The sequence below is a fragment of the Cohnella zeiphila genome (assembly GCF_014212055.1).
Classification (GTDB): domain Bacteria; phylum Bacillota; class Bacilli; order Paenibacillales; family Paenibacillaceae; genus Cohnella; species Cohnella zeiphila.
Genome location: NZ_JACJVO010000015.1, coordinates 66,161 through 82,185, shown reverse-complemented (window position 1 = coordinate 82,185; position 16,025 = coordinate 66,161). Strand labels below are relative to the sequence as shown.

The window sequence follows — 16,025 nt, the reverse complement described above, 5'->3', positions numbered from 1 at the left end:
AGCGTGGACTTAGTCTGAGATCAGACTAACCTTCTCGTTCACAGCCTCAGGAGCGTGGACTTAGTCTGAAATCAGACTAATCTTCTCGTTCACAGCCTCAGGAGCGTGGACTTAGTCTGAAATCAGACTAACCTTCTCGTTCACAGCCTCAGGAGCGTGGACTTAGTCTGAAATCAGACTAATCTTCTCGTTCGCAGCTTCTGGAGCGTGGACTTAGTCTGAAACCAGACTAATCTTCTCGTTCGCGGCGTCCACCTCATGCAATACGTCACGGATGCCAAATTTGCCGTTCGGACACGATCGTTGTGTCGGATTCGATCGCTTGGTCGATCAACATGCCGAGGTAATGGTCCTGCGAAGCTTCCGCCAAGCTGTAGAAAGAAGGACCGCCTTCCGCGTAGTCGGCCATCTTGTCGAGCGCCGTCGCGATTGCGATCTCGTCGTCGGTTAATTTGCCGGGCGCGAACGGGTTGCGGTAGATCCATTCCGAGCCGAGCAGAACGCCGCTGTAATGGTGCCCGAGCAGATTGGGGCCGAACCCGTTGTCCACTCTGCTGAACTTGGTCAACACGGGAGTGTCGAAGCTCTCGAGCCAAGCTGCGTCTTCGTTTACGATTTCGCCGCGGAGTCCGCGCACGAGCACGCGGCTGCTTCGAATCCAGGAGAAGTATTGTTCGCCCGTAAAATCGAATACGCCGAGCCGGTCGCCGAACCGAAGCGTCGCCAGATCCTGGCGGGTCATCTTGACGGCCTCTTCCTTGGGCGGGCCGTCTCTTCCGGGGCCTTGGACGATCGGCGAGAGGAAACGCTCGCCCCGAATCTCGGCGTCTTCGAAGCTGACGCCAAGAAGCTGGCGAATCAGACTGACGCCGTGATAGCCGTGAGATACCGATACTTGCGCCTGAGAGATCGGCCCGAGCCGTCCGGAACGGGCGAGCGCGATACGCGCCGCGTGCATAGGCTGAAACAGCAGCTGCTCCGCCACCTGCACCTTCGTATCCGGGCCGACCGCCGCATACAGCTCGGTAAGTCCGGCCAGGTCCCGCGCCGGGGGCGTTTCGGCCAGCACGGGAACGCCGCGCTTCGCCAATTCGCGTATGTAAACCGCGCAAGCATCCCGGGGCACCGAGACGACGACGAACGGCATCTCCGATCCGTCGAGGAACGCGTCTATGTCGGTGAACGCCTCCACGCCCCACTCGCTGCGCAGCTTCGCCGCCGTCTCCTCCCGGCGGACAAGCATGCGGGCAACCTCGAACCGCTCCGGCAGCTCCCGCGCGATCCGCAAATAAAAATCGGCTCTCCAACCGTGGCCGATGATGCCGAATGGAACCGGTCCTTCGCTTTTCATCCGCAATTTCATCCTCTCCCATGGATATGTATTCTGAAGAAATCTCGCAAGTGAGCAACCAGATTCGTCTCCTGGACGGAATATTGCGAAGAGCTCCGAAAAAGAGTAATCAGATTCGTCTCATGGACGGAATATCGCGAAGAGCTCCGAAAGAGAGTAATCATATTCGTCTCATGGACGGAATATTGCGAAGAGCTCCGAAAAAGAGTAATCAGATTCGTCTCTTGAGCGTGGCGCGGCAGAGAAGACATGGCGGAGTCCGAAATCCCGGAGCCAAAGCCAATGCCCGGAGCATGGTGCCCGGAGTTTGCAATCCACAACTCCAAATTTTAACTAAAAATCCGGGCACGCGGATCCGGCGAAGGCTGTCAAGGCTAAGCCGTAGAGCGGCCGATGATTATCGCGAGAATGGCCCAAGACCATCGCGAAATCTAGAAAACGCGGCCGATTCGCCTTCCGGCGAAACGGCCCCGCGGTTTCCTGACGATGGTCTTGCGCGATGGAACCGGCTGCGGCCATTACCTGACCCATTCCCGCCGAAGCGTGAACAGCTCTCGCAGTTCGTCGGTCGACAGCTCGGTGATCCAGCCTTCGGAAGAAGAGATGACGTTGTCGCTGAGCTGCTGCTTGCTCTCGAGCATCTCGTCGATCCGCTCTTCCAGCGTGCCGATCGAGATGAACTTGTGGACCTGAACGTCGCGGGTCTGTCCCATCCGATAAGCGCGGTCGGTCGCCTGGTTCTCGACGGCCGGGTTCCACCAGCGGTCGAAGTGGAACACGTGGTTGGCCGCCGTCAGGTTCAGGCCGACGCCTCCGGCTTTGAGCGACAGAACGAAAACGCCGGGCTGCTCGCCGGGCGGCAGCGACTGCGACTGGAACCGCTCGATCATCTGGTCCCGCGCCGTCTTGGAGACGCTCCCGTTCAGATAGAGAACCGGCTCCTCCAGTTCCCGCGACAGCACGGTCCGCAGCATCTCTCCCATGCCGATGTACTGGGTGAAAATCAGGCAGCGTTCACCCTCGTCCCTCACCTCCCGCACCATCTCGAGCAGCCGCTCCAGCTTGGAGGAACGGGCGACGAGCGCCGCGACAGCGGCCTCGTCGGCGGCGTCCGGTTCGGGCAGCGAGAAGTCCTTCTCGAGCAAAGACGGATGGTCGCATAGCTGCTTCAATCGGGTCAGCGCGGCGAGAATCGCTCCCTTGCGCTCGATCCCTTCCAACGTCTTCATCCGCTCGAGCAGATCGTTTACCGTCTGATCGTACAGCACGCCTTGCTCGGCGGTCAGGTTGACGAACGTCTTCATCTCGTTCTTCTCCGGGAGATCGAGCTGAATGGCCGGATCCTTCTTTTTGCGGCGCAGCATGAACGGCTTGACCAGCCGTTGAAGATCGGCCGTTCGCCGTTCGTCGCGGTCCTTCTCGATGGGGCCGGCGAACCGCTCCTGGAACGCCCGCGAGCTGCCCAGATAGCCGGGATTGATGAAGTCGTAGATCGACCACAGCTCCGCCAGCCGGTTCTCGATCGGCGTGCCGGTCAGCGCGATCCGGTGCCGCGCCCGGAAGCTGCGGACGGCGGCGGACTGTTTGGTCTGCGCGTTCTTGATGTTCTGCGCTTCGTCCAGGCAGACGACGCCCCACGGGAAATCCGCCAGCATCTCCTGGTCGAGCGAAGCCGTCGCATAGGAGGTGAGCACGACGTCCGCGCGGCGGGCCTCGTCCGCGAACGATTCGCCGGCCAGCCGCTTGCCGCCGTAATGCAGACTTACGGCCAGCGACGGGGCGAAGCGGGCGAGCTCCTTCTGCCAGTTGCCGAGCACGGAGGTCGGGCAGACGATCAACGCCGGATGAAGATCATCCGCCGCCTCCGAGCTCTCGCGGCGATGCAGCAAATAGGCGATGAGCTGCACCGTCTTGCCGAGGCCCATGTCGTCGGCGAGGCAGGCGCCCAGGCCGAAGCGTCCGAGGAGAGCGAGCCAGGAAAAGCCTTCCTGCTGGTAGCTGCGCAGCTCCGCGCGCAGCCCGGCCGGCGCTTCCAGCCGGGGCCATTCCGACTGCCGGCCGAGCTGGCCGATGAGCTTCGCCAGATGCTCGTTCAGCTCGACCTCGATGCGCACCCGGGCCGCTTGCTCCGCAAGTTCCTCCCCGTTCTCTCCGCCGTCCGGGCCCTCGTCGCCGGCACCCAATAGATGAAGCTGCAGCACGTCCTGGAACGACAGCCCCTGCGACTTGTCCACCCCGGCCATCGCCCGGCGAATTTGCGCCAGCAAGGCCGGGTCGAGCGCGATCCACCGGCCGCGAAAGCGGACGAGTCTCGCATTGCGGGCCGCCAGGTCCATGAATTCGGCCTCGGTGAGGTCCGCGTCCCCGATGGCGACGCGCCAGTCGAAATCGATGATCGCATCGAGGCCGAACATCGAGCGCCCGGACCGCGAGCCCGGTCCGGAACGGATCTTGGCGCGCAGCCGCGGCCGCTTCCGGCTGGCTTCTTCCCACCACGCCGGCAGCAGCACTTGCCACCCGGCGTCGAGCAGGCGGCGGCTGTCGGCGTTCAGGAACCGCCATGCCGCCTCGTCGTCCAGCGGCGCGCCGAGCGCATCGCCGCCGTCGCCCGCGAGCCGGAGCCGTCCGGGAGGCAGCGCCGCCCTCAACCGTTCCAGCCAGCCGCCCGCCCGCTCCCGCACGAACGGCGTCCAAGCGTCGGGCCACGTCCCCAGCACGGTTCCGTCGGCCGTTAGGCGTACCGGGCAGACGGCCGACTCGTCCCGCTTATCCTGCAGGACAAGCCGCAGCCGCCATTCCGGCTCCCCATCGAGAGCCGCACCCCGGCTCCAGCCAGCCGCCAATCCGTCGGAGAGATCTCCCGATCCTGGCATCCCTGCTTCCGGCTCCGCCTCTTCCGGGAAGTCCGTCGGCTCCAGCAGCTGCAGCGCCGGCCGAAATGGCGCCGCATCCGCCTTCCAGCCGATCGCGACCAGCCACGCTTGCCGATCCATGCCGGCGGCGGAGGCCGGGTCCCGGGCGAACAGCGCCGGATATTCCCGGCGCAAGTCGGCGGCGGCGGCTTCCGTGCCGTAATGGGAGCGGGACACCGCCGCCGAGAATGCGGCGTGAAGCCCGCGCAGGAAAGACTCGTCCGCGCCGCCGGCTGCAACCGCCGTTCGGGCGGACTCCTCCAGCGCATCATCGTCCCACGTCCACTGCAGCTCGCCGCCGCGAAACGCGTCCAGGTCCGGCGCGAACTTGCCCGTCTCCGTGCAGCCGGCCAGATCGGGAGCCAGCTTCAGCAGAAGCGAGGCTTCGTCTCCCCAATCCCAATCGATATGGCGCAGCAAGACCGGGGCGGCAAAGAACGGAACGACCATCTCGGCCGGCAGAACGACCGCTTCGACGTCGCGGACGGTCTGCACGGCAAGCTCCGTGCCGTAGTAAGAATCCTCGTGCCAGGCGAACAGCAGATGCTTCAGATGCAGGCCCGACACGTAGTCGTAATCGTCGATCATCCCGTAGATCAGCGCATCCCCGTATTCGCTCAGCGCGACGTTGACGCGCAGTTGTGCCCCTACCTTCATGACAGCAGCTTCCCTTTCCGCAATTCCTCCTGCAGTGCGCGCAGCCGTCCGTTTCGAACGTTGAACGAGGAGAAGAACGTCTCCCAGCGATTTTCCCGCTTCAATCTCTTGTAAAGCTTCTGCAGCCGTTTGAGCAGCCTGACCGCTTCCTTGTAGCTGTACCGGTTTTTCTGAAGGACGAGCCGTTCAACGGCTTGGTGATAAAACGGAAGCAGCAGCTCCGGCGCTTCCTTCTCCATCGGCTGAAGATCCGTAACGCGCATCGCGAGCGGCTCCTGGCCCGTGCAAAGCTGGAGATCCATCCATTCCCGCCATCTCCCGTGTTCGCGCAGCTTTTCTTCGTAAAGCGCCTGCGTCCAGGGGAGCATGTCCGACAGAAGGCTCCACATCCGTTCGGCGGCATCCGGAACGTGGGGGATCGCGGCTTCCCAATATTCGAAATACCGGCGCAGCGCATCGCCGCGGCGGTTGCGCAGCAGCGGTCCGGCGACATCCAGCCAGCCCGACAGGCGCTTCCACACTTCGGCTTCCCGCAGTTCCCATAAGTAGTAAAGCAGTTCGTCGGGGTCCAGCTGCCGCTTCTCGTCCGCGGCCTCCCGAAGCAGCTGCCATGCCGCCGGATCGTTGCCCAGATAGAAGTTCATCCGGCATTGGGCCAGCAGCCACGGCTGCCGCTGAAGCGTGGAACCGAGCTCGTTCTCCGCTTCCTTCAGGCGATCCAGCTCACCGGTGACGGGCTGCAGGTCTTTCAGGTGCGGACTGATCCAGTTCATCCATACCAAATAGTAGCAGTCGGCAAAATAAGGCTCCGTACCGTCGTCCGTCAGCATTCTTTTGCGCAGATAGGCGACGGTCTCGTATACCCGCTCCCATAGGGCGGGGTCGTCTCCGAGCGGAAGCTCGGTCTCCAGTCCGGCGATGACTAGCTTCTGCAGCTCGCCGATCGCCATCTCCGTATAATAAGGAAGGTAGGAACCGAAGTGGGAGTTCTCGCGGCGGTAAGGGCGCATCAGCTTGCCGAGAAGAAACAGGGAAGCGTGCAGCTTGAACAGCGGCTCCAACACGGGAGGCAGCTTCGGCCTGTCGGCGTCGAAAGCCCGAAGCACCCGATTCACGTAGGACGGGTTGCGCGTCTCGTTGTCGTAAGGCTTGGCGCATAGCTGGAACCATTCGCGCCATTCCTCCAGGCTCATCTCGGGAAGCCGAGCGGCTTCCTTGGCCGCGGCGGACTGGGGCGGCTGCGGCTTGGAGGCCGCGGGAAACGCCGGGTTGCCGGCAATCAGGCGGGCGTTCGCCAACTGCTGCACGGGGCGTTCGTTCATTTCGGCGTACGCAAGCAAGGCCGCGGCCATGTGCTTGCAGAACCCTTGAACGGGACACTCGCACCGGCTCGCCCCGAAGAAGTCGAGATCGATCGAGACGAGATAAGTTTTCGAACCCATGACCTCGGCATCGATCCGGCGCGAATCGTCCGAAATGTCCATTTCCCGAATGCGATCTTGCTTGTAATATTGAAAACCGCGCTTCAACGTCAGGTCGTCGAAGCGCTCGGCGACGTCCTCGATCAGCAGCGTCCACTGGTCGTCGGCGATCTTCGTCATATGGGAACTCATGCCTCCAGGATAGAACGTCTGTTTCCGTACATTATACACCCGAAGGCCCGGTTTTTCGACCCTAAACGATCAGGCTGCTGACGGCGAAGCCCATCTCGACGAATACGAAGCAGAGCGGCGCTCCGGCCGCTTCGTTGCCTTGCCGCAGATGATCGGGCCGCTTCAGAACGATCATCGCGACGACGCTGACCGGCAGATCGGGCGCGATCAGGCCGCCCACCCCCGAAACTTGGCATAAGCCATATCATAATCGCCGTAATCGTGTACTTCTTCCAGCATGACTTCGACTTTCTTCAGCGGCTTCAGCTTCTCGTACCGCGCATCGTCGACCGGCTGCTTGATCGTCTGGCCGGAGGGCAGCGTCAGAACGGCGAACTCGCGGGTTTGCCCCTGATACTGCGTCTTGTACACGCCGACCAGATCGATCTCCGCCTTCAGGCTCAGCTTCAGCTTATCCAGGTCGCCCTGGGCCGCTTCTTTCGTTTTATAGGATTTGATCGCCTTCCAGGACGTGAGCGTCACGTCCGCGCGGTTGCCTTCCTCCGTCTTCATGACGGCTCCCATGTACTGCAGTGCCCATATCTTGTCGCCGGTCGCGTAATTGTCGTCGTTGGGCAGCAGATCCTCGTCCGGAAGCAGCTTCATGTCGCCGCCGACCAGATCGCCGACAGTCTCCTCGACCAGGCGATAGTCCCAAGGAACCGTCGCGGATGGAGTTTGCTGCTGCCGCGGAGCCGAATTTGCGGTATCGCTCTGCTCCCGGGAGACGGCGGATCCGTTCCAATCGGAGCCCGAAGAGGAACAGGATCTCGACACGACGGCGAGAAAAATGACCAGCATCACGCCCCCGACGACGACGGAGAGAAACCGCGACGACGACTGCCGCGGGGCGTTTCGCCCGTTTCTAGGTTCCCATTGGCTCAATTACCGTACCCCCATGGCTACGAAATGGCCGGCATGGCCCGTAATCGGGCCGCCCGCGCGCCCCAGCAGGCCGCACGGCGTGCCGTTCAGCACGAACATCCCGGTCAGCAGATGGAATTCCCCCGAGGCCAGCCGAATCCGGGCAAGCTCCGCCCGCTTCTGGTAGACGGTCGGGAACAGGCGGCCGGTATCGAAGCCGCCTTGATCCTTAAGCTCCGGCCGTCCTTCCGAATCGAACGGCGAGACGGAGCCTCCTTCGCGGCCGAACATGGACTTGGACACGAAGTCGCCGTCGAACACCGCTTTGTTGTAAGTCGGCAGCATGTAGCGCCCGATCGCTTCCCGCTCTTCCGGAAGGAATAGAAGATGCAGCTCGTAAAGCCCCCAGATGAGCGCCTGCAGTCCTTTGGACTGCAGCAGAATCGCATGCGGAGAGTTGAACAGCGTCAGCCTTCCCGTCTCCAATGCGTAAGCGAGCGCGTCTCCGCCGTCGTCGACCGACATCCATTCCTTCGGATATAGGGCGAACAGGCGGCGCAGTTCCGCGCCCTCCTTATTCTTCAGGACGCCATGGTCGACCCGCAGGTCGAGGCAATCGTAGGCCGGGGTCGTCCCGCCTCCATGGCGGACGAGCATGTCGATCGTGCCGCTGTCCTCGAGGTGCGAGCCGTAGCCGACGCAAGCGGCCGAATCCGGCTGCCAGACGTCCCAGGCTTCCCGCACGAGCGAAGCCATTCTCTCGTTGGGAGAGTGGATGCCGTGCTGCCCGCACATCCACGGCGTCGCGACCGCGGCCTCCGCATAGCCGGTCGGCGTATCGGCGTTCAGCTCCAGCAGCTTGATGTCGCCCCGGTCCGAGACGGCCCAATCGAACCTCGCGTAGCGGCTGATTTTCCCTTCGTCGGGAAGGGGAAGAAGGTCGAGGCTGGCCCACAGCACTTCGGGAATCCCGATCATCGCGTACAGATCGTGCTTGCCCGTCGCGAACCGGGCGGCCTTGTCGAAGACGCCCCACAATGCGCAAGACGCGGCTTCCAGCTCGGTATAAACGCTTCGGTCCATGACGATCGTCTGATCGATCCAATACGGTTCTTTCTCCAGGTCCGCCCAGCCGAATCCCATCTCCCGCAGCGTCTCGACCCGGGCCTGACGGTTGCGGCGAGGGCGGCCGACCGCTTCGAACGGCGAGGTACCGCTCTCCGGGCCGTTCGGATTCCGGAATGCGTCTTCGCTCATCCGCCGAACCCTCCCGAGGATTTGCCGGAGCCTGACGAGCTGAAGCCGCTGGACTTGCCGCCGATGCCGCCGGCGGAGGAGGAAGTGGACCGGCGGGTGATGGAGCCGCCGGAATTCGATGTTTTCGGGCGGACGGACGAGCCGACGACCGGCTTGTTCCGGAACGCGTCCTGCCCGAAGGAGCGGGGCTTGTAAGCTTGCCCGCCGGATGTGTAGGCGGCGTGGCTGCCGTAGTAGGCGCTGGACGAATAGGAACCGCCGCGGCCCATGATCAGGTGGTACAGCAGCAGATCGTCCCAGCCGAAGCCGGAGTAGCCGTCGCGAACGATGACGGTCCCGCCCGTTCCGCCGCCTGCCGAGCCCCCTGTGCCTTCGGTGCCGGCGCTTGTCGCTTGTTCCGCGTCATCATCCGGCAGCGGAATGTTCCAGTCGACGGACGGGTCGAAGTAAGCTTTGACTTCGTCGTTCGACCATTCGACCAGCACCGGACCGGCCGGCCGGGCCGAAGCCGAGGCGGACGACGTCGCCGAAGCGGACGCCCCGGCTGCCGGAACCGGCGCGTCGTCCGCGGCCGAAGCCGTCCGCGGAGTCCCTGCCGAATATAGCGCGTTCGCCAGCAGCGCGATGCCGAGCGATGTGCTCAGCGCCTTGAGCGGCTTGCCGTCCGGGGCGAGCAGCTGCAGCTGCGGTCGTTCGGCGTCCTTGCGGCGTTTTTCTCTCGGACTCATGGCGCGTTTCCCTTCTTCCGGTTTTAAAGTATTTTCGCGTGCCGGACTTCGGCGATCAGCAGCTCGACCGCCGGCAAATCAACGTTGAGCCGCCCCTCGAGCGTCTCGTATTCGACGCCGCCTACGGTGATGTAGTTCACGTGATTCAGAGCCGCCAGCATATCCGAGCTCCATTCGCGCTCGTCGATTTTGCGCATCTCTCCGCCGGGCAGCTTTAACAGCAGATGAACGTTCATTCCCTTTTCCAATCCAATCACTTCTCTTTCATAAAAATCATATGCGATACATACGCCCCGAAAGGCGCTCTGTTTCAGTTCTTTACGAATTTCGCGCTTGACTCTAACATTGATGTCAGGGTTTATGCTGGAAATGCAGCGGGGAGGCGACGATCTTGAAAATAGGCGAATTGGCCAAGGCGACGGGGGCGAGCGTCCGATCCATCCGTTATTACGAGCAGAAAGGGCTGCTCGCGGCGGTCCGAACGCCCGGCGGGTACCGGGAATACAACGGATTGGCCGTCGAACAGGTGAACACGATCCAACTATATTTGTCGCTCGGGCTCGGCACCGATCAGATCGCGGACTTCCTGCACTGCGTCATGAAAAATAAAGAAGCGTTCTGCGCGGAAGTGCTGCCGGTCTACGAGAGCAAGCTGGCGGAGATCGACCGTCAGCTTCGGCAGCTTACGGCGATCCGGTCCAATCTCGTGGAGCGAATCGCCGCGATCCGGGCGGAGCGGGAAGGAGGAGAAGATGAGCGTAACGCCGATTGAAAAGGAAGAAGCGCTGGAGGCGTTTCTGCGAACGGACGTGGCGGTGCTCGAATTCGGCAATGTATACCGCTGTCCGCCGTGCCGCGTGCTTCAACCGATTTTGGAGGAGCTGGCCGCGGAGTACGACGGTTCGGCGAGCTTCGGACAGGTGGACGCGGACGAGTATCCGGAGCTGGCTGCGCGCTTTCAGGTGATGGGACTGCCGACCGTCATTGTGTTCAAGGACGGCGTTCCGACCGACAAGCTCGTCGGCCTGCGGCCGAAGGAGGCCTACCGGGTCGTCATCGACCGGAGCTTGCCCGCCTCTTAACGTACCGCCGACAGGAAAAATATCGGAAAATAATAGGTGAAAATAGACCTAAACCGTGATAGAATTGGTTCAAAAGAACTGATTTTTCATGGAGGGTCGTCTATGGCTATTGGACTACAAGTGGACCAATGTCCCGGGTGCGGAGGTCTGTATCGGGCAAACTCCCGCCATCTCTGCCCGAATTGCTCCGCCGAAGAAGACGGCCAACTCCAGACGATCGAGCGTCAATTGCGGCGGAACCGGTTTTTGAATAACGAACAGGTGGCCGAGCTGGCGTCCGTTCGTCCGGAGCGCATCCGCTCCTGGATTCGCAACGGCAAGCTGAAACTATACGATTATCCGAATCTGTCGGACGAGTGCGACCTGTGCTCGCAGCCGATCCGGTCCGGGAAGCTGTGCGGCTCCTGCGTCATCCGGATTCAAGAGCAGGTTCGCCACGAATATGAGCAGGATCGTCTGATGAAGGAGCGCAGGAAGGTCGCGCACAGCTATTTCTCTCATCGGTAAGCATAGAAAAGAACCGCCTTCGGGAGCATTTTCCGAAGGCGGTTTTGCGTGCATGCGGCAGTCTCGCGTTATTTGCGGGCCGGAACAGCCGCTTGCAGCCGGCTCCAAGCGGCAAGCTGCCGCTCGAGCCGATCGACGAGCTGGCCGGCTTGCTCCAGAAGCGGCTCCGCCTCATGCGACGATAGCTCGCCGATCAGGCGAATTTCTTCGTCCGTCGGCAGGGCGGCCGCCGAAGCGGCGGACAAAAGCTGCTGCAGCTTCGATCCGACGGAGCGGGCGGCTTCCGGTTCCGGCGCTCCGGCGGCCGCTTCGCTCGCGTGCCCGTCCCGGTCCGGCCGTGCCTGCGCCGCCGCGGCGGGCGCAGCGCCAGTCTCCGGCGCGTCTGCGGCACGCTTCTCCGGTTCCGCCGGCGCCTCGTCGTCCGTCCGCTCTTCCGGCGCCTCTTCCGCGCGCTTGGCCGCCTCCGCCGCGGCTTGCGCTTTTTCCGCTTCTCTGCGCGCTCTTTCCTTGCGGTTGTGTTCGAACGTGGACCACGTCTCCATCAGCTCGTAGCCGGATTTGTAGAGCAGCTTGTCCTTCAAGCCTGCGGAGATCGATTCGTCCTTGAACAGCTTCGCGATCCGCTTGATGTCGGGAACCGGCGTCTCGTCCCGGGCGAACGTGAGCGCCAGCGGATCCCGGTATTCCATCGGCAGGTCCTTGAGCGGAAGGAGCTGATCCTCGGTCAGCCGGTCCTTGCGGATCTGCGTGCCGGCGATAACCAGCTTTCGCACCGCGGCTCCGAACTTGAGCAGCTCGCATTTGTTCTTGATATAGCTTTCGGGCTTGCCCAGCTTGCCGGACAGGAACTTGACGGAGCTGGCGAAGCGCTCGTCGTTCAGCAGCTTGTGGAACGCCTCGGCCTCCTCGATCGGCGAGAAGCCTTCGCGCGTCAGGTTCTCCGCGATCTGCTCAAGGTAGATGTCCAGCTCTCCGGCCGCTTCCGACACGATGCAGGGGATCGTCGCTAGCCCCAGCTCCCGGCACGCTTTGTAGCGCCGGTTGCCGTAGACGATCTTGTACCTCCCGCCTTCCGTCTTCCGCACCTTGATCGGCGACAGCAATCCGAGCTCGCCGATGCTGTTCATCAGCTCCCGCAGCGCCTCGTCGTCGAACTGATAGCGCGGCTGCGCCTTGTCCTCGTCGATCAGCTCGATTCTGATTTCGACCATTTCCATAAGCCGCTCTCCTATCTTTTCCGAAAAATCGCTATTTTCTATTATATCGCAGCGCAATTAACTTTCGCTAATAGATTCCGTTTTTTCCTCTTTGTACAATGGTTAACGGCCTTAAAGGTCTGGCAAGGAGGAGAAGGTATCCATGAGAAAAGCGAGCTGCTTGCTGCTGTGTCTGCTGATGGCGCTGGGCGCCGCGCCGTTCGGTCCGAAGCGGGCGTCCGCGGACGCGCCAGGTCCGATCTTCCCGCAGATCGTGGCGGGATACTATCATACGATGGGATTGCTGAGCGACGGTTCCGTCTGGGCATGGGGCGGCAATGAGCACGGCGCCATGGGCAACGGGAAGACCGGATACCAGAATACGCCGGTTGCGGCGTCCGGCATGACCGGCGTCAAGAAGATCGCCGCCGGAGAACGGAACAGCTATGCGATCAAGAACGACGGAACGGTGTGGGCGTGGGGCCATAATGTCAACGGCCAGCTCGGGGACGGGACGACGACCGATCGTACGCTGCCTGTTCAGGTGACCGGAATCAGCGACGTGACCGACCTGTCCGGGGGAGTCGGATACCATGCGCTGGCGGTCAAAAGCGACGGGACGGTATGGGCTTGGGGCAAGAACGACAGCGGAGAGCTTGGCGACGGAACGACGGCGCAGAAAAACGTCCCCGTTCAGGTTCAAGGGCTGACGAACGCGGTCGCCGTCTCGGCGGGCGGCTACCACAGCTTGGCGCTGAAGAGCGACGGAACCGTGTGGGCGTGGGGATATAACATAGACGGCGAAGTCGGAAACGGAACGACTTCGGCGGCGGTGGCCGTCCCCGTCCAAGTGAGCGGTCTGACGGACATCATCGCGATCTCGGCGGGGAACTACCACAATTTGGCGCTGAAAAGCGATGGAACGGTATGGGCTTGGGGCCCCAACGCCTTCGGACAGTTGGGTGACGGCACGAGCACGGCTCGCAAGACGCCGGTTCAGGTGGCCGATCTGCACGGCGTGACGCAAATCTCGGCGGGCGGCACGCATAGTCTGGCCCTCACGTCGGATGGAACGGTATGGGGCTGGGGGCTTAACAATTACCATCAGCTCGGAGACGGCACGACGACCAACCGGTACGAGCCGGAGCAGCTGGCCGGTTTAAGCGGGATCACGGCGGTAGCCGCCGGTGCCTTCCACAGCTCGGCGATGACGAAGGACGGTCTCGTGTGGGGCTGGGGCTATAACGATTACGGCCAGCTGGGAACGGGCAACTGGACCGACGCTCAAACCCCGATCCTCTCCATGGCCAAGCTGGACGACACGCCGCCGACTCCCGGAGACGGCGGGGTTACGGCCTCAGACGTTACTTCCGACAGCCTGACTCTGAACTGGACGAAGGCGACGGATAACCTGACGCCGACTTCCGAGCTGCGCTATTCGGTTTATATGAGCGACATGGATGACATCGATTCGGTCAAGTATGCCGAATCCAGAGGGTTCAAGTTGATCGGGGACGCGACGGATCTCGATCATTTGGATGTCGGCGGATGGTCGGCGGGACAGACGTACTATTTTACCGTCGTCGTCAAGGACAACGCCGGCTCCAAAGGCGCGTACCCGATGAAGGAAGTGGCCTTGAAGGCGCTCGTGTCGGTTCATTATGACGGCAACGGCAGCACGGAGGGGACGGTTCCGTCGGACTCGAACGTCTACGAGCAGGATTCGCCGATTCCGGTGCAAGGGAAGGGCGATCTGGCGAAGCCGGGCTTCACGTTCGCAGGCTGGAACACGGCTTCGGACGGCAGCGGCTCATCCTACGCGGAGGGCGATTCGATTCCGGCGGGGACGGCCGACGTTTACTTGTATGCGCAGTGGCAAGAGGATGCTCCGCCTTCGACGGACCCGCCGACGGATCCGCCGACCGACCCGCCGGTGGACACGTATTCCGTGACATATGACGGCAACGGGAACGACAGCGGGTTGGCGCCGGCGGATGCCGGCGCGTACGGAAAGGGCGACCCGGTGACGGTGCTGGGGAGCGGGGACCTGGCGAAGCCGGGCTACGCGTTCGCCGGATGGAATACGGCGAAGGACGGAAGCGGGACGAGCTACGCGGCGGGCGATACGTTCGTAATGGACGAAGCGAACGTGAGCTTGTACGCGCAGTGGAGGGAGGACGCTCCGCCTCCGACGGACCCGGTCACGTATTCCGTGACGTATGACGGCAACGGGAACGACAGCGGGTTGGCGCCGATGGAAGCCGGCGCGTACGGAAAAGGCGACCCGGTCACGGTGCAGGGGAAGGGCGACCTGGCGAAGTCAGGTTATGCGTTCGCCGGATGGAATACGGCGAAGGACGGCAGCGGCACGAGCTACGCGGCGGGCGATACGTTCGCGATGGGCGAAGCGAACGTGAGCCTGTATGCGCAATGGCAGGGGAATCCGACTCCTCCTCCTCCGATCGTCCCGGCTTCCCCTGCCAGTCCCGGCTTTACGATTATCGTCGGGGAGCAGCCGCGCGAGAATGCGGCAACGGTGGCCAAATCGACGCAGAACGGAAGCCAGATCGTCACGGTCACATTGGACCCGGCCGAACTCAACGACTGGATTGCGGCTTCGGACGAGGGGACGTTGATTGCCGTTCCCGCAGCCGATCCGGCTGCGGACCGGACGGCCGTATCGCTGTCCGGCAGCACCGCGAAAGCTTTGGAAGCGAAGCGGGGAGCGATCGTGCTGCAGACGGGCTACGGCTCGTACACGCTGCCCGCCGAGCAGTTGAATCTGGACCGGCTGCTGGCCTCATTCGGGGAAGGCGTGAAGCCGGAAGACATCGCGATCCGCGTCGTGATCGGCAAAAACGGTAATGCGGAAGCGAAGGCGGCGGAATCGGCGGAAGCAAGCGGAGCGTTCGAGCTTGTCGTTCCTCCCGTGACGTTCGAGATCTCGGCCGTTTATGGCGGCAGCACCATCCCGGTGGATCGCTTCGATACGTTTGTTACGCGAGAAATCCCGCTTCCGGAAGGCGTCGACCCCAGCCGGGTCGCGACCGCCGTCGTGCTGAACGAGGACGGAACTTTCCGCCCGGTCCCCACTTCCTTCACGGAGCGGGACGGACAGACTTATGCGGTCATTCGCAGTCTGACCAACAGCGTCTACGCTCTCGTCTCTCATGCGAAGACGTTCGAGGACGTGGCGGGCCGGTGGTCGCAGCAGGCGATCGAGGACCTGGCTTCCCGATGGATCGTCGGCGGGACGGATGAGCGGCATTTCGATCCGGACCGGGAAGTGACCCGGGCTGAATTTGCGGCAATGGCGGTGAGGGCGCTCGGCTTGCCCGATCATACGGCGGAAGGGGCGAGTCGATTCTCCGACGTGAGCGCAGACGATTGGTTCGCCGGAGCGGTAGCGCAAGCGTCCGCGTACGATCTCGTGCGGGGAACGGAGGGCGGCGCGTTCGGGCCGTCCGGGCCGGTGAGCAGGGAAGAGGCGGCGGCGATTCTGATGCGCGCCCGGAAGCTGGCCGGAGACGAGGCCGCCGTCGGGGGCGACTGCGAAGAAGCGGAGAGCGCGTTGGCCGGATTCTCCGACGGCTCAAGCGTGAGCGGCTGGGCGAGGCCGGATATGGCGCAAGCCGTGAAGCTGGGCGTCGTCCAAGGCTCGGACGGGAAGATAAGGCCTTCCGATCATCTGACAAGAGCCGAAGCCGCGGCGATGATCGAACGGATGCTCCGGCAGCTCCATTTGATTTAATCGCACGATAGGGACCGGACCCGCTCCGGATATGGAAACAGCGACAGCCTTGGACGAGAAACCAACGT

At 62.7% G+C, this 16,025-nt stretch carries 13 protein-coding genes; 4 read left to right on the top strand and 9 right to left on the bottom strand.

What is annotated here, in order from left to right; translation table 11 throughout:
- Positions 1 to 268: 268 nt before the first annotated feature.
- The 8 genes from H7C18_RS12955 to H7C18_RS12920 all read right to left on the bottom strand — a co-directional run bounded on the left by H7C18_RS12955 (position 269) and on the right by H7C18_RS12920 (position 9,669).
- The gene (locus tag H7C18_RS12955; RefSeq protein ID WP_185129490.1) at positions 269 to 1,351 is read right to left on the bottom strand and encodes a Gfo/Idh/MocA family protein; all 1,083 of its coding nucleotides are present in this window, start codon (positions 1,349 to 1,351) and stop codon (positions 269 to 271) included.
- A gap of 518 nt (positions 1,352 to 1,869) precedes the next feature.
- Positions 1,870 to 4,920 (bottom strand): DEAD/DEAH box helicase, encoded by a 3,051-nt coding sequence (locus H7C18_RS12950; protein ID WP_185129489.1) that lies wholly within the window; start codon positions 4,918 to 4,920, stop codon positions 1,870 to 1,872.
- Positions 4,917 to 6,521 carry an SWIM zinc finger family protein gene (locus H7C18_RS12945; protein ID WP_185129488.1) on the bottom strand — a complete coding sequence of 535 codons (1,605 nt, stop codon included), beginning with the start codon at positions 6,519 to 6,521 and terminating at the stop codon, positions 4,917 to 4,919. The genes H7C18_RS12950 and H7C18_RS12945 overlap by 4 nt, the downstream gene beginning before the upstream one ends.
- A gap of 73 nt (positions 6,522 to 6,594) precedes the next feature.
- Positions 6,595 to 6,753, bottom strand: a complete 159-nt coding sequence (locus H7C18_RS12940; RefSeq protein ID WP_185129487.1) for a hypothetical protein — start codon at positions 6,751 to 6,753, stop codon at positions 6,595 to 6,597.
- Entirely contained in the window at positions 6,741 to 7,457 is a 717-nt protein-coding gene (locus H7C18_RS12935) for a hypothetical protein (protein WP_185129486.1), read from the bottom strand. The genes H7C18_RS12940 and H7C18_RS12935 overlap by 13 nt, the downstream gene beginning before the upstream one ends.
- The gene (locus tag H7C18_RS12930; protein WP_185129485.1) at positions 7,458 to 8,693 is read right to left on the bottom strand and encodes a glutathionylspermidine synthase family protein; all 1,236 of its coding nucleotides are present in this window, start codon (positions 8,691 to 8,693) and stop codon (positions 7,458 to 7,460) included.
- Positions 8,690 to 9,421, bottom strand: a complete 732-nt coding sequence (locus H7C18_RS12925) for a hypothetical protein (RefSeq protein ID WP_185129484.1) — start codon at positions 9,419 to 9,421, stop codon at positions 8,690 to 8,692. The genes H7C18_RS12930 and H7C18_RS12925 overlap by 4 nt, the downstream gene beginning before the upstream one ends.
- A 23-nt stretch (positions 9,422 to 9,444) precedes the next feature.
- On the bottom strand, positions 9,445 to 9,669 hold the full coding sequence (locus H7C18_RS12920) for a hypothetical protein (protein WP_185129483.1): 225 nt from the start codon (positions 9,667 to 9,669) through the stop codon (positions 9,445 to 9,447).
- A gap of 143 nt (positions 9,670 to 9,812) precedes the next feature.
- Between H7C18_RS12920 and H7C18_RS12915 the strand changes: the two genes are divergently transcribed.
- The 3 genes from H7C18_RS12915 (at position 9,813) to H7C18_RS12905 (ending at position 11,010) form a co-directional block, all read left to right on the top strand.
- Positions 9,813 to 10,193, top strand: a complete 381-nt coding sequence (locus tag H7C18_RS12915; protein WP_185129482.1) for a MerR family transcriptional regulator — start codon at positions 9,813 to 9,815, stop codon at positions 10,191 to 10,193.
- Positions 10,174 to 10,503, top strand: a complete 330-nt coding sequence (locus H7C18_RS12910; protein ID WP_185129481.1) for a thioredoxin family protein — start codon at positions 10,174 to 10,176, stop codon at positions 10,501 to 10,503. Before H7C18_RS12915 ends, H7C18_RS12910 begins: the two co-directional genes overlap by 20 nt.
- Positions 10,504 to 10,605: 102 nt before the next feature.
- Positions 10,606 to 11,010, top strand: a complete 405-nt coding sequence (locus H7C18_RS12905; protein ID WP_185129480.1) for a hypothetical protein — start codon at positions 10,606 to 10,608, stop codon at positions 11,008 to 11,010.
- 68 nt (positions 11,011 to 11,078) lie between these two features.
- On the opposite strand, the gene H7C18_RS12900 is transcribed toward H7C18_RS12905, so the two are convergent.
- Positions 11,079 to 12,227, bottom strand: a complete 1,149-nt coding sequence (locus H7C18_RS12900) for a ParB/RepB/Spo0J family partition protein (RefSeq protein ID WP_185129479.1) — start codon at positions 12,225 to 12,227, stop codon at positions 11,079 to 11,081.
- Between the two features lie 142 nt (positions 12,228 to 12,369).
- Between H7C18_RS12900 and H7C18_RS12895 the strand changes: the two genes are divergently transcribed.
- Complete coding sequence (locus tag H7C18_RS12895; RefSeq protein ID WP_185129478.1) at positions 12,370 to 15,957, top strand: RCC1 domain-containing protein; 3,588 nt, start codon at positions 12,370 to 12,372, stop codon at positions 15,955 to 15,957.
- The last annotated feature ends 68 nt before the right edge of the window (positions 15,958 to 16,025 follow it).

Bases quoted from the DNA above. Each gene is read 5' to 3' on its own strand.
- H7C18_RS12955 (WP_185129490.1), bottom strand. From the start codon at position 1,351: ATGAAAAGCGAAGGACCGGTTCCATTCGGCATCATCGGCCACGGTTGG.
- H7C18_RS12950 (WP_185129489.1), bottom strand. From the start codon at position 4,920: ATGAAGGTAGGGGCACAACTGCGCGTCAACGTCGCGCTGAGCGAATAC.
- H7C18_RS12945 (WP_185129488.1), bottom strand. From the start codon at position 6,521: ATGACGAAGATCGCCGACGACCAGTGGACGCTGCTGATCGAGGACGTC.
- H7C18_RS12930 (WP_185129485.1), bottom strand. From the start codon at position 8,693: ATGAGCGAAGACGCATTCCGGAATCCGAACGGCCCGGAGAGCGGTACC.
- H7C18_RS12925 (WP_185129484.1), bottom strand. From the start codon at position 9,421: ATGAGTCCGAGAGAAAAACGCCGCAAGGACGCCGAACGACCGCAGCTG.
- H7C18_RS12910 (WP_185129481.1), top strand. From the start codon at position 10,174: ATGAGCGTAACGCCGATTGAAAAGGAAGAAGCGCTGGAGGCGTTTCTG.
- H7C18_RS12905 (WP_185129480.1), top strand. From the start codon at position 10,606: ATGGCTATTGGACTACAAGTGGACCAATGTCCCGGGTGCGGAGGTCTG.
- H7C18_RS12900 (WP_185129479.1), bottom strand. From the start codon at position 12,227: ATGGAAATGGTCGAAATCAGAATCGAGCTGATCGACGAGGACAAGGCG.
- H7C18_RS12895 (WP_185129478.1), top strand. From the start codon at position 12,370: ATGAGAAAAGCGAGCTGCTTGCTGCTGTGTCTGCTGATGGCGCTGGGC.